Source organism: Acinetobacter sp. YH01004, from assembly GCF_013420455.1.
Taxonomy (GTDB): domain Bacteria; phylum Pseudomonadota; class Gammaproteobacteria; order Pseudomonadales; family Moraxellaceae; genus Acinetobacter; species Acinetobacter towneri.
In genome coordinates, this window is record NZ_VOXZ01000019.1 from 21,726 (window position 1) to 43,705 (window position 21,980).

Annotated in this window: 23 protein-coding genes; 19 read left to right on the top strand and 4 right to left on the bottom strand. The window is 42.3% G+C overall.

All coding sequences use genetic code 11. The features are described 5' to 3' along the window. Positions 1 to 18 precede the first annotated feature (18 nt). The 4 genes from FTT71_RS11745 to FTT71_RS11760 all read left to right on the top strand — a co-directional run bounded on the left by FTT71_RS11745 (position 19) and on the right by FTT71_RS11760 (position 4,604). On the top strand, positions 19 to 1,428 hold the full coding sequence (locus FTT71_RS11745; protein ID WP_104852429.1) for a C13 family peptidase: 1,410 nt from the start codon (positions 19 to 21) through the stop codon (positions 1,426 to 1,428). 18 nt (positions 1,429 to 1,446) lie between these two features. Then, positions 1,447 to 2,286 (top strand): S-formylglutathione hydrolase, encoded by an 840-nt coding sequence (fghA, locus tag FTT71_RS11750; RefSeq protein WP_180061251.1) that lies wholly within the window; start codon positions 1,447 to 1,449, stop codon positions 2,284 to 2,286. A gap of 168 nt (positions 2,287 to 2,454) precedes the next feature. Next, positions 2,455 to 3,558, top strand: a complete 1,104-nt coding sequence (locus FTT71_RS11755) for a YjgN family protein (protein WP_154320405.1) — start codon at positions 2,455 to 2,457, stop codon at positions 3,556 to 3,558. 14 nt (positions 3,559 to 3,572) lie between these two features. Then, on the top strand, positions 3,573 to 4,604 hold the full coding sequence (locus tag FTT71_RS11760; RefSeq protein WP_154320406.1) for a M48 family metallopeptidase: 1,032 nt from the start codon (positions 3,573 to 3,575) through the stop codon (positions 4,602 to 4,604). 10 nt (positions 4,605 to 4,614) lie between these two features. Here the strand turns inward: FTT71_RS11760 and FTT71_RS11765 are convergent, their stop codons facing one another. After that, positions 4,615 to 4,896 (bottom strand): DUF2218 domain-containing protein, encoded by a 282-nt coding sequence (locus FTT71_RS11765; protein WP_131261928.1) that lies wholly within the window; start codon positions 4,894 to 4,896, stop codon positions 4,615 to 4,617. Between the two features lie 229 nt (positions 4,897 to 5,125). Between FTT71_RS11765 and rpe the strand changes: the two genes are divergently transcribed. The 8 genes from rpe to FTT71_RS11805 all read left to right on the top strand — a co-directional run bounded on the left by rpe (position 5,126) and on the right by FTT71_RS11805 (position 12,665). Beyond that, the gene (rpe, locus tag FTT71_RS11770; RefSeq protein WP_180159117.1) at positions 5,126 to 5,812 is read left to right on the top strand and encodes a ribulose-phosphate 3-epimerase; all 687 of its coding nucleotides are present in this window, start codon (positions 5,126 to 5,128) and stop codon (positions 5,810 to 5,812) included. 426 nt (positions 5,813 to 6,238) lie between these two features. Beyond that, a complete protein-coding gene (locus FTT71_RS11775; RefSeq protein ID WP_253105011.1) occupies positions 6,239 to 6,760 on the top strand; it encodes a hypothetical protein in 522 nt (173 codons plus the stop codon). A 45-nt stretch (positions 6,761 to 6,805) separates the two neighbouring features. Next, positions 6,806 to 8,773: a multicopper oxidase domain-containing protein gene (locus FTT71_RS11780; protein WP_179990897.1), complete on the top strand. Its 1,968-nt coding sequence runs from the start codon at positions 6,806 to 6,808 to the stop codon at positions 8,771 to 8,773. Beyond that, the gene (locus FTT71_RS11785) at positions 8,760 to 9,740 is read left to right on the top strand and encodes a copper resistance protein B (RefSeq protein ID WP_179993985.1); all 981 of its coding nucleotides are present in this window, start codon (positions 8,760 to 8,762) and stop codon (positions 9,738 to 9,740) included. The genes FTT71_RS11780 and FTT71_RS11785 overlap by 14 nt, the downstream gene beginning before the upstream one ends. A gap of 122 nt (positions 9,741 to 9,862) precedes the next feature. Beyond that, positions 9,863 to 10,924 (top strand): cation transporter, encoded by a 1,062-nt coding sequence (locus tag FTT71_RS11790; RefSeq protein WP_004975253.1) that lies wholly within the window; start codon positions 9,863 to 9,865, stop codon positions 10,922 to 10,924. Positions 10,925 to 11,070: 146 nt separating this feature from the next. Beyond that, positions 11,071 to 11,388 (top strand): quaternary ammonium compound efflux SMR transporter SugE, encoded by a 318-nt coding sequence (sugE, locus tag FTT71_RS11795; RefSeq protein ID WP_004975255.1) that lies wholly within the window; start codon positions 11,071 to 11,073, stop codon positions 11,386 to 11,388. Between the two features lie 95 nt (positions 11,389 to 11,483). Then, positions 11,484 to 11,975 (top strand): methylated-DNA--[protein]-cysteine S-methyltransferase, encoded by a 492-nt coding sequence (locus FTT71_RS11800; protein WP_004975257.1) that lies wholly within the window; start codon positions 11,484 to 11,486, stop codon positions 11,973 to 11,975. Between the two features lie 51 nt (positions 11,976 to 12,026). Then, positions 12,027 to 12,665, top strand: coding sequence for a nuclease-related domain-containing protein (locus FTT71_RS11805; protein WP_179990310.1), 639 nt, complete (start codon positions 12,027 to 12,029; stop codon positions 12,663 to 12,665). 63 nt (positions 12,666 to 12,728) lie between these two features. Here FTT71_RS11805 and FTT71_RS11810 read toward each other — a convergent pair whose 3' ends face one another. Further along, positions 12,729 to 13,496: a hydroxymethylpyrimidine/phosphomethylpyrimidine kinase gene (locus tag FTT71_RS11810; protein ID WP_167846215.1), complete on the bottom strand. Its 768-nt coding sequence runs from the start codon at positions 13,494 to 13,496 to the stop codon at positions 12,729 to 12,731. Positions 13,497 to 13,584: 88 nt separating this feature from the next. Between FTT71_RS11810 and FTT71_RS11815 the strand changes: the two genes are divergently transcribed. Further along, positions 13,585 to 14,244, top strand: coding sequence for an HAD-IA family hydrolase (locus FTT71_RS11815; RefSeq protein ID WP_019837216.1), 660 nt, complete (start codon positions 13,585 to 13,587; stop codon positions 14,242 to 14,244). 106 nt (positions 14,245 to 14,350) lie between these two features. Further along, on the top strand, positions 14,351 to 14,698 hold the full coding sequence (locus tag FTT71_RS11820; protein WP_004975264.1) for a hypothetical protein: 348 nt from the start codon (positions 14,351 to 14,353) through the stop codon (positions 14,696 to 14,698). A gap of 117 nt (positions 14,699 to 14,815) precedes the next feature. On the opposite strand, the gene hemJ is transcribed toward FTT71_RS11820, so the two are convergent. Both hemJ and FTT71_RS11830 read right to left on the bottom strand, forming a co-directional pair. Continuing rightward, the gene (gene hemJ / locus FTT71_RS11825) at positions 14,816 to 15,268 is read right to left on the bottom strand and encodes a protoporphyrinogen oxidase HemJ (protein WP_004975266.1); all 453 of its coding nucleotides are present in this window, start codon (positions 15,266 to 15,268) and stop codon (positions 14,816 to 14,818) included. A gap of 18 nt (positions 15,269 to 15,286) precedes the next feature. Further along, positions 15,287 to 16,516, bottom strand: a complete 1,230-nt coding sequence (locus tag FTT71_RS11830; protein WP_004975268.1) for a beta-ketoacyl synthase N-terminal-like domain-containing protein — start codon at positions 16,514 to 16,516, stop codon at positions 15,287 to 15,289. Between the two features lie 284 nt (positions 16,517 to 16,800). Here FTT71_RS11830 and FTT71_RS11835 point away from each other — a divergent pair, with 284 nt between their 5' ends. The 5 genes from FTT71_RS11835 to FTT71_RS11855 all read left to right on the top strand — a co-directional run. Beyond that, a complete protein-coding gene (locus FTT71_RS11835; protein ID WP_179990308.1) occupies positions 16,801 to 18,309 on the top strand; it encodes an EcsC family protein in 1,509 nt (502 codons plus the stop codon). 139 nt (positions 18,310 to 18,448) lie between these two features. Beyond that, positions 18,449 to 18,823, top strand: a complete 375-nt coding sequence (rpsL, locus tag FTT71_RS11840; protein WP_000246374.1) for a 30S ribosomal protein S12 — start codon at positions 18,449 to 18,451, stop codon at positions 18,821 to 18,823. Between the two features lie 179 nt (positions 18,824 to 19,002). Further along, a complete protein-coding gene (gene rpsG / locus FTT71_RS11845; RefSeq protein ID WP_004975277.1) occupies positions 19,003 to 19,473 on the top strand; it encodes a 30S ribosomal protein S7 in 471 nt (156 codons plus the stop codon). Positions 19,474 to 19,604: 131 nt separating this feature from the next. Then, entirely contained in the window at positions 19,605 to 21,740 is a 2,136-nt protein-coding gene (fusA, locus tag FTT71_RS11850; RefSeq protein ID WP_004975278.1) for an elongation factor G, read from the top strand. 95 nt (positions 21,741 to 21,835) lie between these two features. Further along, positions 21,836 to 21,980: GTP-binding protein (locus FTT71_RS11855; RefSeq protein ID WP_257218308.1), on the top strand; the 145-nt coding region annotated here is incomplete at its 3' end.

Genomic DNA, 21,980 nt, shown 5'->3' on the forward strand with positions numbered 1-21,980 from the left:
TGCGATTAACAGAATCCTATGATTGACTTCAAACCCTCCATTAATTTTTGGCACGATTTTAAAAGCAACCAAGCCGCAGGCGTTTGGTTATTTTTGGGTTCGCGACGCTCTTTGCAAATTATTCGTCCTTCTATCTTACAACTGATTTTTTGGGGGATTTTAGGTGGTCTTGCCAATACCTTATTCAGTTGGTTGGTCGCGGGAGAAGTGGGTGAATTTAACCCACAAGGTTTGGTCAGTTATGCCTTGTGGCCCTTTATTGCCTTAATTGTCGGAATTATTCTTTCTCAGCGTGTCAATAACCCGCGTTTATTGTTAGTACCTGCTTTGTTGTGGTTGGTATTAGATACTCACGTTGCATTATTACAAAGCTTGATTCAATACATGGGCATGATGGATGTCTTGCCGTATGTGTTGTATGACTATTTGCCTACCATTTTTATGGTGCTATTTGTTTGGCAAAGTTTGGCAGTGGTATGGGTGTTTTCACGTGAATTGCATTGGCCGTGGTGGGAACGTGCGCTGATTGTTTTGGCGACCTTATTCACTTTGGTAGTTTGGCAAATGTCAGTGAAAAGTCAGCCCATTTGGAAAGTAGAAGAAGTTCCACCAAGTCTAAGCGAAGAAGCTTTTTATGCACAAAGTCGTGTACTCAATAAAGCTTTAGACAGTATTCAATATGGGGAATTTGCTCAATCGCATTGGTACTTTTTAGGTGTTGCAGGGGCGAGTTATCAAGACGTATTTATGTCTGAAATTGAGCGCATTCGTGAACAGTTTGATACCCGTTTTGGTACTTTTGGGCGTTCGATGGTGTTAATTAATAACCCAATGACCCGCAATGTAATTCCAATTGCTTCGCAAACCAGTATTGAATTAGCGCTGCGCCGTATTGGACAGCGCATGAACCGTGAAAGTGATGTGCTGTTTTTATATATGACCTCACACGGTTTAAAAGATCATTTTGAAATTGAAAATGCACCACTTGACTTAAATCAGGTCGATCCGAAATGGTTACGCGATACTTTGGATAAATCGGGTATTCGTTGGCGTGTGATCGTCATTTCAGCCTGTTATTCAGGTAGCTTTGTATCCGCCTTGCAAGATGATAATACCTTGGTGATTACTGCATCGGCAGCAGATCGTGAGTCGTTTGGTTGTTCAAACGAAGCTGATTATACTTATTTTGGTCGTGCCTTTTTTGATCAGGCTATGCGTGAACAAAACTCTTTTGCTAATGCTTTTAATGAAGCCAAAGTGACTGTGGCGAAATGGGAGCAAGCGCAAGGTTTTGAACCTTCAGAGCCACAATGGGCGATGGGTAAAAATATGGAATTGATGTTGCCACAATTAGAGCAGCGTTTGTTTCCTCAAAAAAGTGTTGCAACATCGGCTGAAATTCAATTGAGTGCACAATCTGTTCAATAAGCCAAAGAGGAGAGGGTGATGGAGTTAATTCAGAACAACCGCTGTTTTGAGGGTGAGCAACGGATTTATCGTTTTCATTCCCATGCTTTACAGACTGAAACTCAGTTTGGCATTTTTTTACCAGAACAAGCTTTGGCGGGGCAGGCGTGTCCTGCGGTATTTTATTTGGCGGGTTTAACGTGTAACGAAGAAACCTTTGCGATTAAAGCACATGCGCAGCACATGGCAGCACAATTGGGATTAATCTTGATTAGTCCAGATACTTCACCACGTGGTGAAGCTGTTGCGAAAGGCGACCATTGGGATATTGGACAGGGTGCAGGTTTCTATATCAATGCGACACAAGCACCGTGGGCGGCACATTATCAAATGGAAACTTTTGTCACCGATGAGCTTTATCAATTGGTGCTGCAACAGTTCCCAATTCAGGCACAGCACGTTGGCATCATGGGGCACAGTATGGGCGGTCATGGTGCATTGACCCTCGCGTTTAAATATCCTGAAAAATTTAAATCCGTGTCTGCTTTTGCTCCGATTTGTGCGCCAAGCCAATGCCCGTGGGGTGAAAAAGCATTTTCTAATTATTTAGGTACAGATCAGCAAGTATGGTTACAGCACGATGCGACTGCTTTGGTGCAGGTCAAAGGTGCATTGTTCAGTGAAATTTTGATTGATCAGGGATTGAAAGATCAATTTTATAGTCAGCTCAATCCTGCATTATTTCAGCAAGCTTGCGATGCGGTTGGGCAAAAATTGAGTTTGCGGGAACATGCAGGCTATGATCATGGCTATTATTTCATTCAAAGCTTTATAGATCAGCATTTGCAATTCCATGCGGTACAATTGCAAGCGGACTAAGCCAAGTACTCAATTTTACGCATTGATTTTTAAACTTTTCTAGGCAAGTTGTTCACTTTTTATTAGAATGGTGAACACTTGCTTTTTTACCATTTGGAAACATTGCTCATTTGGGTTTGAGTGTCTGGGTAAAATAACGACCGCACAATAAAATAAATAAGGCATCACATGCACAATTCAGAATGGGATTCACCACAACAAGCAACGCCATCTTCCCCGTTTTTTCCAGTGGAACCGACAACGCCACCCGCACGGAATCCATTACTTGGACGGATTCATCATTTTCAGTTTCATGGTAGCGCCTCAGAGTATTTTGGTATTTGGATTGTCAATATTTTGTTGATGATCGTGACCTTTGGGCTGTATGCACCGTGGGCAAAAGTACGTCGTTTGCGCTACTTTTATGGCAATACCGAATTAATCAAACGTCGTTTTGATTTCACGGGCATCCCACATAAAATTTTATTGGGACGTTTAATTGCTATTGGAATTTATGTTGCGATCTCGGTGATTTCCAATTATTCAGTCAAAGCAATGGTCATTGGCGTGGTGGCTTTATATTTGGCTGTGCCGTGGTTGATTCGAGCAACCATTCGTTTTAAGGCGCGAAATAGTAAATTTGGCAATGCCCGTTTTTATTTTTCAGGCAGTAACAAAGAAGCCTATTGGGTATTTCTAAAATGTATCGTAATTAATTTGTTTACTTTGGGCTTATTTTTTCCTGTGTTGGTGTGGATGTATAAGCGTTATTGCCTAGACCATTTATATGCAGGACAGCTTAAATTTAAACTAAAAGCAGACTGGCCAGCATATATGCGCGCAATGTATATGCCTATTTTTTTGTTCTTTGGCATTTTGCTTGCTGTCGGGATAATGTTGGCTTTGGCAGGACAGTTGAGTCGTAATCCTGCGCAGTTGGTTTGGTTATTTTTAGCGGTTTATCTGTTGGGGATATTTTTAATTTGGCCACTAATGTCGGCGCGAATTTTTATCACCACATGGAACAATACCAGTATCAGTCGTAGTGAATTTCAGACCGATTGCGGACAGTGGCACTATACTTGGATTGTGGTGACCAATTGGATTGTGAAAGTTCTGAGTTTGGGTTTAATGACCCCATGGGCAGCCATTCGTTTATATCGTTATCAGGTTGAGTCTTTGAGTCTACATTTAAAAAATGATCCAGATTTGATGATCAATAAACTGCAGGCTGAATATAGCGCACTTGCAGAAGAAATCAGTGATATTTTTGATATTGATGTATCGCTGTAAACTAGGAGAGGAATATGGCGGCACAGGTCGTGGATGTAGTGTTTTATGATGGTGTAGTGTCTAAACCATGGGCTGCCAAAATCTCTCCTGTAGATGCTCAGTCGGTACTCATCCGCTACGGTGAAAATTTACAGCAACAACGACACTATCATTATCAAGACATGATGTTGGTGGGCGCACTGGGTAAAATTCAACCTGTCATTGAACTTAAAGACGATGCACGTATTGAATTTTCCCAAGCCTTGCCTGAATGGTTTCAACTGCGAAATAAACAGGTGCAGCATTCTATTTGGAAATTGGAACGTACGCCAAGTCTGATTGTATTTAGTCTGGTTTTTGTGTTGTTGCTGGTATTTGCCACAGTGCAATGGGGCATCCCAAGTGCATCCAAATATGTTGCCTTTCAATTGCCTGCGAATACCTTAAAGCAAATTGGTGATGAAGCAGAGCGTTATATCTTAGACATGACAGCGCCAAGCCAATTGCCTGCAGCGCGTCAGCAGAAAATTTTGACAGATTATCGACAGCTCATTGCAGGAGAGACACCTGCCAAAGTGTTGTTTCGACAAGGTCATGGCTTAGGCGCCAATGCTTTGGCAATTCCGAATAACACCATTATTTTGACCGATGAATTGGTGGAATTGGCACAGAATGATCAGGAAATCATTGGCGTGTTGGCACATGAGCAAGGACATTTGGTAGAACGACACAGCTTGCAACAGGCTTTATCGAGCTTAGGGTTTAGTATTATTTTGCTCGCGATTACAGGAGATGGTACAGATTTAGTTTCGACCTTGCCTGTTGCGCTCGTAGGGGCAAATTATTCACGTAATTTTGAATCTGAAGCAGATCATTATGCTTTAAATACGATGCACGCTCAGGGCATTCCAACCATTCATTTTGCACATTTTTTGGAGCGTTTGGCAGAAGATGCAGGTGAAGACATCGCCAAAAGCCCTTTGGATTTTTTGCAAAGCCATCCTGCAACACAAAAACGTATTCAAGCGGTTAAGGATTTTGAACAGACGCAGCGTTTAGCGCCTTAACATGAAACAGTTAGTAGCGTTGCCAAACTGCGCTCAATACTGTTTGTCCCATACGACTTAAATGATCAAGCACGACTTGTTCAAGGTAACTTAAATCTGTTTCAGTATTTTTTACTTGAATTTTAACCACAAGCTCATGTGTTTGGGGTGTAAGCAGAATTGTGGCACTTGGCATCATAATTTGGTATTGGGTTGCGCTTTCTGCAACGTCAAATTTATGTTTCCAGTGGTTGAGTAGACGCTTGGCAATACGGCTTGCTTGCGTTGTTTGAATATGGGCAGAACTGTTTATCATCTGTTGAAACCAGCATGTTGTTCAAATGAGTAATGGTGTTCACCATAACAAAGCTAGACTGAAAGAACAGTGGAATGCTGCAACAGAGCGTTGCGGATATAGAATTATTAAATTGGATGATCCAACTGAATCATCGAACTGAATGATCCAATCGTAACAGAATCCACCACATCAAGCAGTCTTTGCTATAATGCGCCACAATCCCAATATTCAGCTAGGTTCTCCCATGTCCAAGCCTTATTTAATTGCGCCGTCTATTTTATCTGCAGATTTTGCTCGTCTAGGCGAAGAAGTGGAAAATGTACTTCAGGCAGGTGCCGATGTGGTGCATTTTGATGTGATGGATAATCACTATGTACCGAATTTAACTTTCGGTTCAGGTGTATGTAAGGCATTGAAAAACTATGGTATTACTGCACCAATTGATGTGCACTTAATGGTAAAACCTGTAGACCGCATGATTGGTGATTTTCTAGAAGCGGGCGCAGACATTATCACGTTCCATCCTGAAGCTTCAGAGCATATTGACCGTTCATTGCAACTGATTAAATCGGGTGGGGCAAAAGCGGGTTTGGTCTTTAACCCTGCTACACCGCTGCATTATTTAGATTATGTACTTGATAAAGTTGATCAGATTTTACTCATGAGTGTGAACCCTGGTTTTGGTGGGCAAAAATTCATTCCAATGACTTTAGAGAAATTACGTCAGGCACGTCAAATCATTGATGCTTCAGGTCGTGATATCCGTTTAGAAGTCGATGGTGGTGTGGGACCTGCCAATATTCGTGAAATTGCAGAAGCGGGCGCAGATATGTTTGTTGCAGGCTCAGCAATTTTTGGCAAGCCAGACTATAAAACGGTGATTGATGAAATGCGTGCTGAATTGGCAAAAGTTGGCGCAGTCGAAGTATAAATTTCTACAATCACAAGTGCTTATGCTGTGGATAACTTTGTAGATAACCGTATGGATATCTATGTTGATAACACTATGGATAAGCCGATTAATTTATAAACATTTGTACATCAATTGTTTATGACTTATACAAAATAAGTATAAAAAGGATTCAGTCGAATCCTTTTTGTTTATTTTAAATACACTGAATTTATTGAGTATTTACTCAGTTAATTATAAAAATAAGTTGCTTAATATATAACTTGATTGTTTTAGTTGGCTTTTAAATCGCACGGATTCACTCTGTTTTTCAATGCAGAAGATATTGTGTATAAGTGGGGCTTGAATTATATTGAGTGCATTGCAGATTGTGGATTGTACTTGGCAAAAATGTTCAATTCTTGTGCAAGTTCAGGTCTGCATCTTTCATACTCAGGAATTTATTTAGTGCTGACTCAACCCTACAATCAAATGTGGTTTGTTGTCCTGATGGCATTTGTCATAGGGTGGAGTGGTATTGTTAGTGCTGCGGTAAAACCTGCACATGATTGGATGATGTCAAATCAGGCAGCAGGGTCTGAGATTCGACATTCTGCAACCGCAGCGAGTGAAATGACATCTTTACCAGATTGTCATACCACAGCTTTACAAACGTATCCTGAAACCAAGCAGCATATATCTGGGCATGATGCCAAGGCCAACCATCATCTCAGTCAGCACACATCCGCAACGGATACCGATTTAAATGCGGCAGATTGTTATGGCTCGGCTGATTTTTCTACTGCAAAGACGAATTGTCAGGACTGTGCGCAGTTGCATTGTCAAAGCTTAAACAGTGTGTTGAATGTGCAAGTCCCTGAACTGATTCAACCTATAGCATTTACATCGGTCAATATTCTATTGCCTGCTTATCAAGCTCAACATTTACTTGGGCATTGGCAGCAAATTTTACGTCCACCCAAAGCTTAATCCTGAATTCAAAACACCTTTACGTTTTATTTTAAGGATTAAGTCATGTCTAAATTTTATCAGCCTGCGCTGTTTTTAACAGTCTGTGCATTGTGTTCGAGTTCTGCATTTGCTGCGGTCAAGGAATATCACCTGACCATTGCAGAACAAACGGTCAATATCACGGGAAAACCTGTTCAACGTATTACAGTCAATGGACAATTTCCCGCGCCTGCACTCGAATTTGAAGAAGGCGATGAGGCGGTAATTCACGTTAATAATCAATTAAAAAATCAGGACTCATCTATTCACTGGCATGGTTTATTGTTGCCCGGTTTGATGGATGGTGTGCCTGGATTTAATGGTTTTCAAGGGATTAAGCCACAAGGACATTTTGTTTATCAATTTAAAGTACGTCAAAGTGGTACCTATTGGTATCACGCACATTCCAAAGGTCAGGAACAAGATGGTCTATACGGCTCTTTGGTGATTCATCCTAAAGCCAAGCCAGCCGTAAACGCACATGAATACACAGATCGTGATTATGTGGTGATGCTGTCAGATTTTCATGAAAAATCTAGCAATCAAATTCAGAAAGATTTAAAAATTTCAGCCGAGTTTTATCAAAATCAGCGTGAAACCTTAGGTGATGTTTGGCGTCAAGTACAGCGTGATGGGCTAAAAGCCACATGGTCAGACCGCAAAATGTGGAATCAGATGCGCATGCTGAAAACCGACCTTTCCGATGTCACAGGCTATACTTTTTTAATGAATGGCAAGACACCTGAACAGAACTGGACAGGTGTATTTAAGCCAAATGAAAAAGTGCGTTTACGTTTTATCAATGCCTCTGCCATGTCGTTTTATGATGTGCGGATTCCAAACTTAAAAATGACAGTGGTCAGTGCCGATGGTCAGCCAGTCAAACCTGTTACTGTGGATGAATTTCGTATCGGCACTGCAGAAACCTACGATGTGATTGTTGAACCTCAAGCAGCGCATTATCAAATTGAAGCGGAATCAATAGACCGCTCAGGTTTTGCTGTGGGTAGCTTGCAGAGTGAACTTCATTCTGCAACATCAAATCTACAGCTCCCTGCAGCGCGCCCGCGTGCTTTACTCACCATGCAAGATATGGGGCATGCTACAGAGCATTCAGGCGATGATCATTCCAAGATGAACCATGCAACGATGTCTGAAATGGATCACTCAAAAATGAATCATGCAGCGATGTCTGAAATGGATCATTCCAAAATGAACCATGCAGCGATGTCGGATATGGATCATTCCAAGATGAACCATGCAGCGATGTCGGAAATGGATCATTCCAAGATGAACCATGCAGCAATGTCGGAGATGGATCATTCCAAGATGAATCATGCAGCGATGTCGGAAATGGATCATTCCAAGATGAACCATGCAACAATGTCTGAAAATACGCATACACAACATGGCATGCCTTCAACAGAACACAAAAATGCGGTGGTATATGGATGGGCAAATGCTTCTACACCCGCGGGGCATAAAGCCTTGCACTATGAAGATTTGAAATCGCTGCAGCCACAAGCAGATACACGTGAACCAAGCAGTGAATTGGTCGTGCGTTTAGGCGGTACGATGGAGCGTTATATCTGGACAATCAACGGTAAGAAATTTAGTGATGCCACACCACTCAAGGTGAAATATGGTGAGCGTATTCGGATTAAATTTATCAATGACAGCATGATGGCACATCCAATGCATTTACATGGCATGTTTATGCAGTTGGAAAATGGTCAAACGGCAGCAGAAATGCCGAATAAACACACCTTAATTGTGCCGCCAGGTCAAACTGTAACTGCACTGCTTACTGCAGATGAATTAGGTGAATGGGCAATACATTGTCATTTGCTCTATCACATGAGCGCGGGAATGATGAATAAATTGATTGTAGCGCAGGTGAGTGAAAATGAACCGCTTTCAACCACAGCAATTCAAGCCACTCAAACCCCTTCAGCGACAGCGCAAAAAGGAGCAGCACATGCACAACATTAATCTTTTTGCGAAAACAGTTTTAAGTATTTCTGTCTGCTGCATCAGTACAGTTGGGCTAGCAGCGACAGAGGTGCATAGTGCACATGCCAGTTCAGCAGAGATTGCAACAATTGCAGCTCAGGCTGATACTCAATCGCATCAATCGCATCAATCGCATCAATCGCATCAATCGCATCAATCGCATCAATCGCATCAATCGCATCAATCGCATCAATCGCATCAATCGCATCAATCGCATCAATCGCATCAATCGCATCAATCCGATTCGTCCGTGCAAGAGTCGCAGTCACACGATCATCGTAAAGAACATGGTGCGCAGGTGTACGCGGTGAGCACTTTAGATACGCAATGGCAAGTGAATGATCATGCCGAGGGAGTGCTCAAATCTAAATTACAAACTCGTATCGGAACTGATGAAAACAAGTTGTTTGTGAAAATTCATAGCGATAAGCAAGAGTCACAAGCGACTGAATATGATGCCAAGTTGTTATACAGTCGTATGATTTCAGATTTTTGGGATGTGCAAGCAGGTGTGCGTTATCGACACGAAGTGAATCAGCAAGAGCATCAAACAGACCGAGAAGATAAGTTTGACGCTGTGTTTGGCTTACATGGTTTAGCTCCATATTTTTTTGAAACCGATGCTTATTTTTATTTGGGTGAGGATCAATATGCGGCTTTGAGTTTGGAAACCACACGGGATCTGTTATTGACTCAGAAATTGATCGCACAGCCTTATTTAGATGTAGATGTTATTCTGCAGGATGATGCCAAATATGCGAAAAAAACAGGACTCAACCGCGCAGCTGTGGGTGTGGAAATGCGTTATGAAATCAGCAAGAACATCATGCCGTATATCAGTGCAGGTTATGAGTATACGAAAGGTGATCAACACACTGATTGGCAGTCTGCAACCGATTCCGAGCAGAGCGGCTTATATGCGATAGGCTTGCGTTTCAGGTTTTAATGATTAGGGGTATTTATCAATGATTAAGTCAATGGATCGTTGCTGCTTCTAAATAGAATAGATTGTCCCTAAATACATAGGCTTGGTTTATACTGAGCCTATTGTATTTTTGGGTGTGGCGTATGTCTTCATCAACTCAAGATCCTCAATCGAATCAAGATAAAAACTTAGAAAACCAAAATCTAAACAATACTGGCTGTGGTTGTGATACGCAAAAAAATGTAAACCAGCCTTGTGCAACTGCGCCTACACACTCCAAGTCATGTGGCGATACAGGCTGTGGTTCGTCTTGCGATACAGAAAAAAGCTGTGCTGATCAAAATAGCTGTACATCTGCAACGACTGCCAAGGCAGATAAAGCAACAATTTTGGATTCGGAACTTTTGAGTCCGTGGGTGAGTGCATACCATATTCCTAAAATGGATTGTGGCGCAGAAGAACAAATGGTGCGGATTGCTTTGGCAGATCATAATGATATTGCAGCCTTGTCTTTTGATTCACCTGCACGACTTTTAAAGGTTTATCACAGCAACCAATCTGCCACAGAAATTACCCATAAATTAGAAGCATTGGGTTTGGGTGCTGTGTTGCAACAGACTGAAGCCAATACACAAACTGAACTGCCTGTATCTAACAGCGCTGCACAACAAAAAGTGCTATATGCCTTGCTTGGTATTAATGCCGCTATGTTTTTGGTGGAATTAATTGCAGGTTTAATTGCATCTTCGACTGGGTTAATTGCTGACTCCTTAGATATGTTTGCCGATGCCGCCGTGTATGGTTTGGCTTTATTTGTCGTGGGTCAATCCGCCAAGAAACAGCTCAAAGCTGCACATTTGTCTGGTTGGGTACAACTGGGTTTGGCTGCACTGGTTATCTTTGATGTCCTGCGCCGTTTCTTCTTAGGCAGTGAGCCTGAATCCATGTTGATGATGGTCATTGGTGCTGTGGCATTGCTGGCAAACGTCACCTGTTTATGGCTAATTTCAGGGCATAAAGATGGTGGAACCCACATGCAAGCCAGTTATATTTTTTCCGCCAATGATGTGATTGTGAATTTAGGTGTGATTATCGCGGGCGGTTTGGTGATGCTGACAGGGTCGAATTATCCAGACCTGATTATTGGCTTAGTTGTGGCCATGTTTGTATTGAATGGTGCGCGCAAAATTTTAAGTTTAAAATAGACGGATCATCGCTGCGCGGTGGCTTAAATTGCAACAGGAGGAACGACCTCCCTTGTTTGGGTTTTTAGAAATAGTCAAAGTGACTGAACACTCGACAAGAAAAATCTTCAGGACGGCCTGATTTCATGCTATTGAAGGAGGGCGTTATGGCCTGGATGATGTTGATATTGGCGGGTATTTTTGAAGTGGTTTGGGCATACTCCATGAAGTTGTCTGACGGCTTTAGTAAATTAACGCCCAGTATCGTGACTATCTTTTTTATGATTTTAAGTTTTGCGCTTTTGGCCTATGCCATGCGTACTTTGCCATTAGGCACGGCTTATACGATTTGGACAGGTATAGGCGCAGTCGGTTCATTTTTAGTCGGTATTTTTGTTTTAGGCGAACCTGCCAGTGCTATGCGTATGTTGGCTGCAGTTCTGATTATTTCAGGTTTGGTGCTTATGAAAATTTCATCCAGCTAACTTGGAATGCAGTCTTTTAGTGTGTGCTCAATAACAGATCGGTTTGAGTTAAAAACAGGATGACCTGATACCCAACCTGCTTGAGGAGAAAAATAATGCAATTGGCATTTACTGAAATGGACACTCCTGTAGGCGTGCTTAAATTGGTGGCTCACGATCACGCATTGGTTGCGGTAATGTGGGATAACGAAGATCATAAACGGGTACGTTTAGCCAGTTTAGTTCGACAAGATGATCATCCAATTTTGCTCAAAACTCAGCAGCAACTCCAAGAGTATTTTGCAGGTCAGCGTCAGCAATTTGATGTGCCTCTTGATTTTGAAGGCACTGAATTTCAGAAGAAAGTCTGGCAGGCGTTATTAAGCATTCCTTTTGGGGAAACTCGTAGTTATAAGCAAATTGCCGAACAAGTTGGTAGTGAGAATGCGATGCGTGCCGTAGGGGCGGCAAATGGCAAAAATCCAATTTCGATTATTGCACCGTGTCATCGGGTGGTGGGTGCAAGTGGAAAATTGGTGGGCTTTGCAGGCGGGTTGGATAATAAAGCGATTTTGTTAAAGTTAGAATCTTCAACTTCAAAAGTTTAAATGACTGAGATTCAACAACAATTTTGATCAAAATAAAATAGAGCAGGGGAAATGTTAAAAACATTATTGTTGCAGTTTTGGTGGCTTATTCTGCTTGTTGCAGGTGTAGGGCTGATCAAAATTTTCAAACCTTTTCTAAAGGGAAAGGTGGGGGAACTCGCAGTAAGTACGCATGTGAAGTTGTATTTAGATGAACGTTATATCTTGTTGAATGATGTAACTTTGCCTGATGAATCCACAGGAACAACCCAAATAGATCATATTTTATTGAGTCCTTTTGGGGTTTTTGTGATTGAAACAAAAAACTATAAAGGCTGGATTTTTGGTGGAGAACGCCAAAAAGTATGGACACAAAAAATTTATAAAAAGACCTACAAGTTTCAAAATCCTGTCTATCAGAACTATAAGCATATAAAAGTTTTGGAATCAGTATTGAGCGATATTGTCGAGCCTGAATATCTGCATTCTGTGATTGTATTTATGCCAGACTGTGAGTTTAAGACCTCTTTGCCCAACAATGTTTTTAAAGGCAGTGCATGGGTTGAGTATGTCAAAGGTTTTCGGCATGAAGTCATTTCACCGATGAAACTGAAACGTATTCAGCTGAGAATTGAAAAAGAACTACTTGATAAGTCTTGGAAAACCAATCGTCAACATGTCGAAAATTTGAAACAACGGCACGAACGTTAAAAAGTTGCAATGAAAAACCCTGATACAAGGTGATCAGGGTTTGAAGGAGTTGAACGATAAGCACTAAAACCTTTTCGGAATTTTCTGTCCGTTCGGTACAGGCGTTTCCGCATATTTAAGCACACCAAACAACCAAGTTTCAGCATGTTGTACCGCTTGTTTCAGTTGATCTCCCATTGCCAAGCGCCCTGCAATAAAGCTCGCCAATGAACAGCCTGAACCGTGATATTCACCTTCAAGCCGTGGACAGCGGGTTTCTGAAACCATTTCATTGTTAATATACAGTGCATTACGAATATGATCAGGGGTATCTTCATGCCCACCTTTGACCAAAACGGCCTGCGCGCCCATTGCAAATAATTTAGCTGTTGCGCGTTCTAAATCATCTTCACCCGTTAAGGCACGTAATTCCACAGTATTTGGCGTGATTAAAGTCGCCAGTGGAATCAACTCGACAAATGCCTGAACCAAAGTCGCTTGATTACCTAAAGAACCACCACTATTGGCAACCAAAACAGGGTCAAGCACATATAAATAATCAGGATGTGCACGTAAAAAATCTGCCAGCGCTGCAATATTGTCAGTGGTGCCCAACATGCCCGACTTTACAACTTTAATGGGCAAATCATTCACCACCGCATTGGCTTGCGCCAATAACAATTCTTTAGACGTTGCTTTAAAGCCAAATACTTGCTGAGAGTTTTGAATGGTCAGTGCTGTGCAGGCAATCGCTGCATGTGCACCGCTATTGCCAACGGCTTCAATATCAGCCTGTAAACCAGCGCCACCCGAAGGGTCTAAACCAGAAAAACATAGTACTGTTGGTCGCACACACATATCCTTAATTGCTTCTATTTACGTTAGTATAGGCAACTTTGGAGTAACACTCGATAGTCATTTAGGCACATAGGCTGACATTGTGATAAAGAACCTTTTAATTGATTTAGATGGCACGCTGACCGACCCGAAAGAGGGCATTACCGCTTCTGCGCGTTATGGTTTGGCTAAGGTTGGACATCCTATTGCAGATACGGAAAATATTGATTGGATTATCGGGCCGCCCTTAAAAGCCTCTTTGGCAAAATTACTTCATGTAGATGTGCATGACGTATTGGCAGAGCAAGCCTTAGCAGGCTATCGAGAGCGTTTTGCTGCAACAGGCTTATTTGAAAATCATGTCTTTGAAGATGTTGCTGCAACATTGGCAGATTTAAAACAGCAAGGCTATCGACTGTTTTTAGCAACAGCCAAACCTGAAATTTATGCACGCCAAATTTTAGATCACTTCGATTTATTGCAATATTTTGAATATCCCTACGGTAGCGAACTAAATGGTGAGCGTACCAATAAAGCGGATTTAATTGCCTATATTTTGCAGCAAGAACAATTGCAACCTGAACAATGTTTAATGATTGGAGATCGTGAACACGATATTTTAGGTGCACGAGCCAATGGAGTCGATTGTGTTGCAGTCGAATACGGCTATGGTTCGGCTCAGGAGTTAGACTTGGCTGCACCAAAACATAGAATTCAGTGTTTTGCGCAAATTTTGTCGGTGCTTGAACAGTTATCTGGATGAGCGAGATGCTTACATCTGTTTGCATTTCTAGCGCAGTGTTATTGCAAAGATCGTGCTTCAATATTTAATTTGAATATTTAATTTTAATATTGAAAGAGGGTATGTGATGAAGATATTTAGTCAATCTATTGCAGTAGTAGCGGTTTCAATACTGATGACTGCATGTGCCAATCATGCTGCTACATCCACAACACCTACTGCGCAGGTCGAAATGTACACATCATTGCAACATCGACAGTGTGAGCCAGATTCAGGTTTAACCCTTACGGAAATTGTTCAGCGTTTACAGCAAGCACAGATTCAGGTGAAGCGGGCCAGTGTAGGTTCAGATGGGCGGATGTATGCACAGGTCTGTGGTGGTGCAGATGGAAAAATTGCTATTGTCACGATTCCTCAATCTCAGCAGAAACAAGCAGCGGCATTGGGCTTTCAGCCTTACTCACAAATACGTTGAATTAAAGCATAAGTGCTGTTTTTAGTTGTCACCCATAAAAAAACCTCAGTTCTTTGCACTGAGGTTTTTTTACAACCGAATCAGGTTGAGATGTCAGGATACTTGGCGTTTCAAATTTTAGAACTGTGGTTTTACCACGACTAAAATTACAATCGCTAATAGCAGCACAGTCGGCATTTCATTGAAGAATCGCCAGAACTTGTGTGATTTATAATGCGCATTGCCAATCAGTTTTTGGCGGTAATAGCCACAAACCAAATGGTAAATCACCAATAAACCGACCAATGCTACTTTCAGGTAAAACCATAACGCATCGTGGTAATTGCGGGTCGCATCGCCCCAATCTACCAAAAAGTGTGCCGTGATGAGGGTGGCAATCATAGACGGCCACATAATCCCTCGGTACAACTTGCGCTCCATGATTTCAAAACGCTGATGGCTCAGTGTATCTTCACTCATGGCATGGTAAACATATAAACGTGGTAAGTAGAACAATGCAGCGAACCAGCAAACCACGGCAATAATATGTAATGCTTTTACCCATAAAAAAGCATCAGAAGGTGCATCCATCGACTATCCTATAGGAGATTATTCATCCCACTTCTTGAAAATAAGGCAGGCATTTACACCGCCAAAACCAAAACTGTTACTCATCACAGTATTCAATTTTGTGTCGCGTTTTTCAAGTACGATATCAAATGCTTTCGCGCCTTCATCAAGTTCAGTGACGTTGATGTTTGGTGCAATGAAGTCGTTTTGCATCATCAAGACAGAATAAATTGCTTCTTGAACGCCTGCAGCACCCAAGCTGTGACCAGTCATTGACTTCGTTGAGCTAAGAGCAGGCACTTTACCTTCACCAAACGCACGTTCCATGGCTTTCAATTCAGTCACGTCACCTGCTGGAGTAGAAGTACCATGTGTGTTCACATAGTCAATTGCGTCTACACCGTGTTGTTTCGCTTCGTCTAAAGCCATCAAGATACAACGTGTTGCACCTTCACCGCTTGGTGCAACCATGTCTGCACCGTCAGAGTTTGCAGCATACGCAACCACTTCAGCTAAAATATTTGCACCACGTGCTTGTGCGTGTTCAAGTGATTCAAGAACCACGAAACCACCACCACCTGCAATGACGAAACCATCACGGTCTGCAGAGTACGGACGAGATGCTGTTTCTGGTGTGTCGTTGTATTTAGAACACAAAGCACCCATCGCATCAAACAATAAGCTTTGTGACCAGTGATCTTCTTCACCGCCACCTGCAAGCATTAAATCTTGTTTACCCAATTGAATTAGGTTGTAGGCATAACCAATTGCATCGGCAGAAGTTGCGCATGCACTGGTAATTGAGTGCGCGATACCTTGTAATTTGAACGCAACACCCAAGTTTGCCGTAATGGTGTTCGACATGTTACGTGGTACGAAGAACGGGCCAATTTTACGTGCGCCTTTTTCTTCAAGTAGCTCAATCATTTCTGCAACAGATGCAGTTGAGTTACCGCCTGAACCACCCGCGATACCGTAACGTGGGTTGCCTGCTAAATCTTCTTGCTTTAAGCCCGCATGTTCAATGGCATCTACTGCAGCGTTGTAAGCGTACATCGCACACACGCCCATAAAGCGTTTTAATTTACGGTCAATGTGGTTAAAGTTTTGTTCTGCTGCTGCACTTACGTGGCTTTTGAAATTAAGTTCAGCATAAGTTGGGTTGGAACGTGTCCCAGAAATACCGTTTTGTAAAGAATGAGTCACAGCTTCTAAAGTATTACCAATGCACGAGTTAATGCCCATGCCGGTGATTACAACACGTTTCATCTACAGATCCCTTTTATGGTGATAATGTTGAGCCGAACACCGTGACTGCCAAGCAATCGCTGATACGGTATGACTCATGTCTTACAATTGAGTTCATAATAGCAGAAAGAATTTTGAATTCTTATGGCAAATATGATGCCACTTTGCAGGGAAGATCAAACCGCAGTGAAGCGGCAAATGAGATGCAGGAAGCCAACCAAAAGATACACAATCATATTGAGATAAACTTAGACTACACCTAGTATCTACCCATAAATCATAGAAATTAAAAATGAGGAGTAAGAATGTCAGATTCCAAGAATAAACAATCAAGCGGATTCTTCTCGAATGCGATTGGGGTGGCTAAAAAGCTCAGCAGTACAGGCATCCATGTATTGCAGCAAGTTGCACCGGGTACTGTAGCGAAGGATGAGCACAGTGCAAAATCAGGGCAAATTATTGAAGGTCAGGCACGTAGTTTTAGTGCTTTTCAAGCGCGTCAGTATGACAATCCTCAACACATGCTCAGACAGCATGTGCCACAAGTTTCACGTCAGCTTTTAGGACGTCACTATAATCGCGTCAATCAGGTAGCGAGTTTTGTGTCGCCCGATTTTTCCGACAAAATTTCAGATTATTTATTTGATCAGCTGAATAGTTTTACCTCCAATATTAGCTCTGTTGATGATGTGCTTGATCAAGCAGGTGTGCGCGATTTAGAAGAATTGACTCAAGATGTAGATCGTTCTAAACGAATTAGTCAGGCACTCGCAGAACAAAATAAATGGATTGCATCACTGCAAGGCGCATTGACAGGTGCAACAGGAGTAATCGGTTCAACTATTGATGTGCCTGCATCTATTGTGATGTCTTTGCGTACCATTTATCAGGTGGGACGTGCATACGGTTTTGAACTGAACAAAGACACCGAGCAAGAAATTGTTCAGTTTATTTTTAAACAAATTGATTTAGGCGTCATTGCAGAAAAGCAAGCGGTACTGATGGGGCTAAAAACCTTATCCAATATGCTGCAAACTCATGATGTGCATCAATTACAAAATATGCTCGGTTCAAGCAATGATTATGAGGCATTAAAGAAATACTTCTTGAATGAGCAAGGTCAAGTCAAATGGCCGTGGTTGAATCATGTACCTAAGTTTTCCATGTTGAATAAACTCACGCCTGTAGCAACCGCATCGGTGAGTGCAGTATATAGCTGGAAATTGGTGGAAGATGTGCATCACAAGGCACAGCAAGTGTTTTCCAATGCCCGTAGCTATTTAATTCAGCATAAAGACAGCAATTTATCAGCCATTCATGCATATGAAAAATCGTTGGAATTGCTGGCACAGGCTGCGCCTAAACTCTTGGAGCAATTGAAGGGCAATGAAGCTAAACATGCGGAGCAAGATGAATTAGTAGCGGGGCAAGAGCGCGCGGAATCTGCGCCGTCAGATGCTTTAGTGCAAACCGTATCAGACCATGAAAGTATCCGAGCGGTAAAAGTGCAGAAAAAATCGGACAAAGTGGAAACAACTGCAGCACAGCTCGATGAAAATATTCAGCAAGGTCTAGAAGAATTGGCAGATCAAATGCTAGAGCCACATGCTGAAGTTGCACCGCAAAAACCTGCTGTACCTGCAGAAGAAATTGATGAATATAGGCTGGAAGATGCTTTAGAGCCTGTGGAAGATTCAACCCAAGTGGCTGAAACTGTTTCGGAAAATCCAGTAACATCAAGTACAGAAACTGCAAAGCAGGTTACAAAAAAGCCGAGAACTCGTACAAGTACTCGCAAGCCAAAAGCTGAATAAAAACAAGTGATAAGTAGAAATTTGGTTGGTATTTTAACTGCCTATGAAATATTGACCATTTTTCTATCTTCGCTTACAATTGCATGCCCTCAAAAAGTAGTATGTTTTTGGGGCTTTTTATTAACGGGAGAATTGCCACATGGCAACAACAAATCAGTTGATCCGTAAGGGTCGTACGACTTTGGTTGAAAAATCAAAAGTTCCTGCGTTGAAGGCTTGTCCACAACGTCGTGGTGTTTGTACACGTGTTTACACAACTACACCTAAAAAACCTAACTCAGCAATGCGTAAAGTTTGCCGTGTTCGCTTAACTTCAGGTTTTGAAGTTTCTAGCTACATCGGTGGTGAAGGTCACAACCTACAAGAGCACAGTGTTGTTCTTATCCGTGGTGGTCGTGTTAAAGACTTACCAGGTGTACGTTACCATACCGTTCGTGGTTCTTTAGACTGTGCTGGTGTGAAAGATCGTAACCAGTCACGTTCTAAATACGGTGCTAAACGTCCTAAGAAATAATCTTTTAAAGATTAAGCCCTTAGTTCGTAGAACTGCAATCCTTTATCGTCTCGCTTGTCTGATTTCTGCATTTAATTTTGTGAAATTCAAGCGACGTGTAGTAAGGCCAGCGAAATGCACACGACACTTTGTGCTACGGCTGGATCACCCTGAAGTGTCATATTTATAGGTAGTTTAAAATGCCAAGACGTCGCGTAGTCGCTGCTCGTGAAATCCTTCCGGATCCTAAATTCAGCAGCCAAACAATCGCTAAATTCATGAACCACGTAATGCAAGATGGTAAAAAATCTATTGCTGAAAGTATCGTTTACGGTGCTTTAGACCGCGTTCAAGAAAAATCTAAAGTAGACCCAGTTGAATTTTTTGAAGCTACGCTTGAAAAAGTTCGTCCAATGGTCGAAGTAAAAGCACGCCGTGTTGGTGGTGCTACTTATCAAGTTCCTATGGAAGTACGCCCATCCCGTCGTACTGCTTTAGCGATGCGTTGGTTGGTAGATGCTGCTGCTAAGCGTTCTGAAAAAACTATGGCGTTACGTCTTGCTGGCGAGTTGCTTGATGCATCTGAAGGTAAAGGCGCGGCGATCAAAAAACGTGAAGATGTGCACCGTATGGCTGAAGCCAACAAAGCCTTCTCTCACTACCGTTTCTAAGCGGATAAAACAGGCCCTAATCAGGAGGGTGATGAATCGGTTGTCACTGAATTGTCATCAAATCGCTTTAAGTTGCTAGGCAGCTTAAAGCGTCCTGTTTTAAACAACAAAATTTAGGAATGCTAGAAATCATGGCACGTCAAACCCCAATTTCTCGTTACCGTAACATTGGTATCTCTGCGCACATCGATGCGGGTAAAACAACAACTTCAGAACGTATTTTGTTCTATACAGGTGAAAGTCACAAACTTGGTGAAACTCACGAAGGTTCAGCAACAACTGACTGGATGGAACAAGAGCAAGAACGTGGTATTACTATTACCTCAGCAGCTGTAACATGCTTCTGGAAAGGTATGGGTAACCAATTTGACCAACACCGTATTAACGTAATTGACACCCCAGGACACGTTGACTTCACAATCGAAGTTGAGCGTTCTATGCGTGTTCTTGACGGTGCATGTATGGTTTACTGTGCTGTAGGTGGTGTACAACCTCAGTCTGAAACTGTATGGCGTCAAGCAAACAAATATAAAGTACCTCGTTTAGCGTTCGTGAACAAAATGGACCGTACAGGTGCAAACTTCTTTCGCGTTGTTGAACAAATGAAAACTCGCTTGGGTGCAAACCCAGTGCCTATCGTTGTTCCAGTGGGCGCAGAAGACACATTCACAGGTGTTGTTGACTTAATCGAAATGAAGTCAATCATCTGGGATGAAGCTTCACAAGGTATGAAGTTTGAATACGGTGAGATTCCAGCTGACCTTCAAGCAACTGCTGAAGAATGGCGTACTAACATGGTTGAAGCTGCTGCAGAAGCATCAGAAGAACTCATGGACAAGTACCTAGAAAATGGCGAACTTTCTAAAGAAGAAATCGTTGCTGGTTTACGTCAACGTACATTAGCGGGTGAAATTCAACCTGCAATGTGTGGTTCGGCGTTCAAAAACAAAGGTGTTCAACGTATGTTGGACGCAGTAATTGAATTCTTACCTGCACCAACTGACGTTGAAGCGATCAAAGGTATCTTAGACGACAAAGACGAAACTGAAGGTTCTCGTGAAGCGTCTGACGAAGCTCCTTTCGCAGCGTTAGCGTTCAAAATCATGAACGACAAATTCGTTGGTAACTTAACGTTCGTACGTGTTTACTCTGGTGTTCTTAAAGCGGGTAGCCCGGTTTATAACCCAGTGAAAATGAAGCGTGAGCGTATTGGTCGTATCGTACAGATGCACGCAAATGACCGTCACGACATCGAAGAAATTCGTGCAGGTGACATCGCAGCGTGTGTAGGTCTTAAAGATACAACCACTGGTGATACATTATGTGACGAAAACCACGTAATTACACTAGAGCGTATGGAATTCCCAGAGCCAGTAATTGCATTGGCTGTTGAACCTAAAACTAAAGCTGACCAAGAAAAAATGTCAGTTGCTTTAGGTCGCTTGGCGAAAGAAGATCCATCATTCCGCGTTCGTACAGACGAAGAATCTGGTCAAACGATCATTGCGGGTATGGGCGAGCTTCACCTTGACATCATCGTTGACCGTATGAAGCGTGAATTCAACGTAGAAGCGAACATTGGTAAACCAATGGTTGCATACCGCGAAACGATCAAAAAGACGATTGAGCAAGAAGGTAAATTCGTACGTCAAACTGGTGGTAAAGGTAAATTCGGTCACGTATTCGTACGTTTAGAGCCGCTTGATCCTGAAGCTGGTAAAGACTACGAATTCGCTGAAGAAGTTGTAGGTGGTGTAGTACCTAAAGAATTCTTCGGTGCAGTAGACAAAGGTATCCAAGAACGTATGAAGAATGGTGTCTTGGCTGGTTACCCAGTTGTAGGCATTAAAGCGACATTATTCGACGGTTCTTACCACGATGTCGACTCTGACGAATTATCGTTCAAAATGGCGGGTTCTTACGCATTCCGTGACGGTTTCATGAAAGCAGATCCTGTTCTTCTTGAGCCAATCATGAAAGTTGAAGTAGAAACTCCAGAAGACTACATGGGCGATATCATGGGTGACTTAAACCGTCGTCGTGGTATGGTTCAAGGTATGGACGACTTACCTGGTGGTACTAAAGCAATTCGTGCAGAAGTTCCACTTGCAGAGATGTTTGGTTACGCAACACACATGCGTTCTATGTCTCAAGGTCGTGCGACTTACTCTATGGAATTTGCTAAATATGCTGAAACTCCACGTAACGTGGCAGATGGCATCATTGCTAAATTCCAGTCTGGTGGTAAAAAAGGTGACGACGAGTAATCTTTCGATTACTATAAGCGCAAACTAATTCATAGTTAAAAAACCTAATGCTCATGGAGTGATCCTCCATGAGTTGTTTTAAAAAGGAAGATCTCATGGCTAAGGCTAAGTTCGAACGTAATAAGCCACACGTTAACGTGGGCACAATCGGTCACGTTGACCATGGTAAAACAACTTTAACAGCTGCGATTGCTACAGTATGTGCACGTAAGTTTGGTGGTGAAGCGAAAGATTACGCTG